Source organism: Bradyrhizobium sp. (assembly GCF_019244115.1).
In the GTDB taxonomy this organism is placed as follows: domain Bacteria; phylum Pseudomonadota; class Alphaproteobacteria; order Rhizobiales; family Xanthobacteraceae; genus Bradyrhizobium.
In genome coordinates, this window is the sequence record NZ_JAFATE010000883.1 from 1 (window position 1) to 2,248 (window position 2,248).

Consider the following 2,248-nt stretch of genomic DNA (forward strand, 5'->3'; position numbering starts at 1 on the left):
GTTGTGTGCGCAGCATGAACGCAGGCGATTCGCTGACCGCTTTGACAGGCCCGACGCGCTGCATCGCCTGCGCGCGGCCGAGGTAGTCGTGGTAGGCTTTCAACTCCGGAAGATCGGCAGAGTTGACCACGTGCGATTGTTTCGGGAATCCCGGCTCGGCCGGCTTGTGGAGCGCCGCACGGTGTTTCGCCAGCGCCAGGAAAGCCTCGAAGCGAACGCCGCTAGTCCTTGATCAAGCGAACCCACCGCGCTTCAGTGAGGAAGGAATTTGAAAAAACTCGAAATCCTTTGACTTTCTGCGGCGTCTGATGAGGTAGCGACACCATCATCCACACCATCAGAAAGGGATTTCGAGTGAACGCCAAGATACACCAGCAACTGGTCCATCGCAAGCGCCGAATCGAACGCCGACTCGACAAGAAGCGGCTCGGCACCCTGGACCAGCCGATGTTCACCGCCACCAACATCCATTACGAGATCGCCGACCGCACACGCGGTCTGGCGCACGGCGGCATCGGGGCCATGCATCTGCTGGCGCGACGTGTCGGGCTCATCGACGCCATCAACGAAAGGCTGCACCTGCTCAAGATTCATCTGCCCTACCATGAATCCGATCACGTGCTCAACCTCGCCTACAACGCGCTGTGCGACGGCACTTGTCTGCAAGACCTCGAACTGCGGCGTCAGGACGAAGTCTACCTCGATGCGCTCGGCGCTCAGCGCATTCCCGATCCGACCACCGCCGGCGATTTCTGCCGCCGCTTCCGTGCCGCGGACGTGCACACGTTGATCGACACCATCAACAGCGTTCGCCCGCGCGTCTGGGCGCGCCAGCCGGCGGCGTTCTTCGACCTGGCACGCATTGACATGGACGGCACGCTGGTTCCCACCGACGCCGAATGCAAACACGGCATCGACATCGCCTACAACGGTGTCTGGGGTTATCACCCGCTCGTCGTCTCGCTGGCCAACACCGGCGAGGTCTTGAGCGTGCTCAATCGTCCCGGCAATCGGCCTTCGCACGAAGGCGCGGCGGCGGAAGTCGATCGCGCGATGAAGGTTTGTCTGGAAGGCGGTTTCCGCAAGGTGCTGTTGCGTGGCGATACCGACTTCAGTCAAACGAAGCAGCTGGATCGCTGGAGTGCGGACCCACGCGTGCGGTTCATCTTCGGCCTGGATCAGACGGCGGCGCGGCACATTTTGGCGGATGATTTGCAGGCCACCGCCTGGCGCGAGCTCAAGCGGCCGCCGCGTTATGAAGTGAAGACGCAGCCGCGCCAAAAGCCGACGCGTGTCAAGGAAGCGATCGTGCGGCAGCGTGAATTCGAGAACAAGCGGTTGGTCAGCGAGCAGGTCGCGGAAATGCCGTACCGACCCGTCGCGTGCAAGAATCCCTATCGTCTGATCGTGGTGCGCAAGAATCTGAGCATCGAGAAGGGTGAGGTGCGGCTCTTTGACGACTACATCTACTTCTTCTATCTGACCAACGATTGGACGAGCACGCCGGCGGAAATCGTGTTCGAGGCGAACCAACGTTGCAACCAGGAGAACCTGCACGCCCAGCTCAAAGGCGGCGTGGGCGCGCTCACCGCGCCGGTGGACAACCTGGAAAGCAACGGGGCGTACATGGTGATGACGGCGTTGGCGTGGAACCTGAAGGCCTGGTTCGCGCTGTGGCCGACCGCAGGGCCGGGCCGGCACATCGAGCGTCATCAAAAAGAAAAGCAGACGATCCTGGGCATGGAGTTCAAGACCTTCCGCAACGCGTTTCTGCGTCTGCCGTGCCAGGTGGTAAGCGGCGGCCGACGCTTGGTCTACCGGGTTCTGAGTTGGAATCCCTGGCAACGGACCTTCTTCCGCACGATCGCACAGTTGCGTTGCTGAGCGAAGAAACTTGAAGCCGGAGTCTGGATGCTCCGGTCCATCGCGGCATCGAGCGGCCAGCGGGTCAGAGAGTGAGGTGAGCATGGCGAATGTGAATCTGAAATCGCCATCCCGCAAGGGACCAGAGATCCTACCTACCGAGCCAATCGCTGTTGGGAACTGGAACCTTCGCTTATTTGAGGACTAGGTGAAGGCAACCCGCCTCTTGCAGACTGCGAAAAACGTTCCAAGTGAGCGCGTCCTCCGAACGCTCGTTTCCCATTCTCCAGGACTCGAATTTAAAGGGATGGCGAATGATCCTCTGTGCGAACAAGTCCGGGGAGGCGATGATGTTCCTCGCGGGATTCGAGTAAATGTACGTCAC

At 60.6% G+C, this 2,248-nt stretch carries 1 protein-coding gene; it reads left to right on the plus strand.

Annotated elements, in window-relative coordinates; genetic code table 11:
- Window positions 1–354 precede the first annotated feature (354 nt).
- On the plus strand, window positions 355–1,884 hold the full coding sequence (locus tag JOZ76_RS37070) for an IS1380 family transposase (protein ID WP_441300164.1): 1,530 nt from the start codon (window positions 355–357) through the stop codon (window positions 1,882–1,884).
- The last annotated feature ends 364 nt before the right edge of the window (window positions 1,885–2,248 follow it).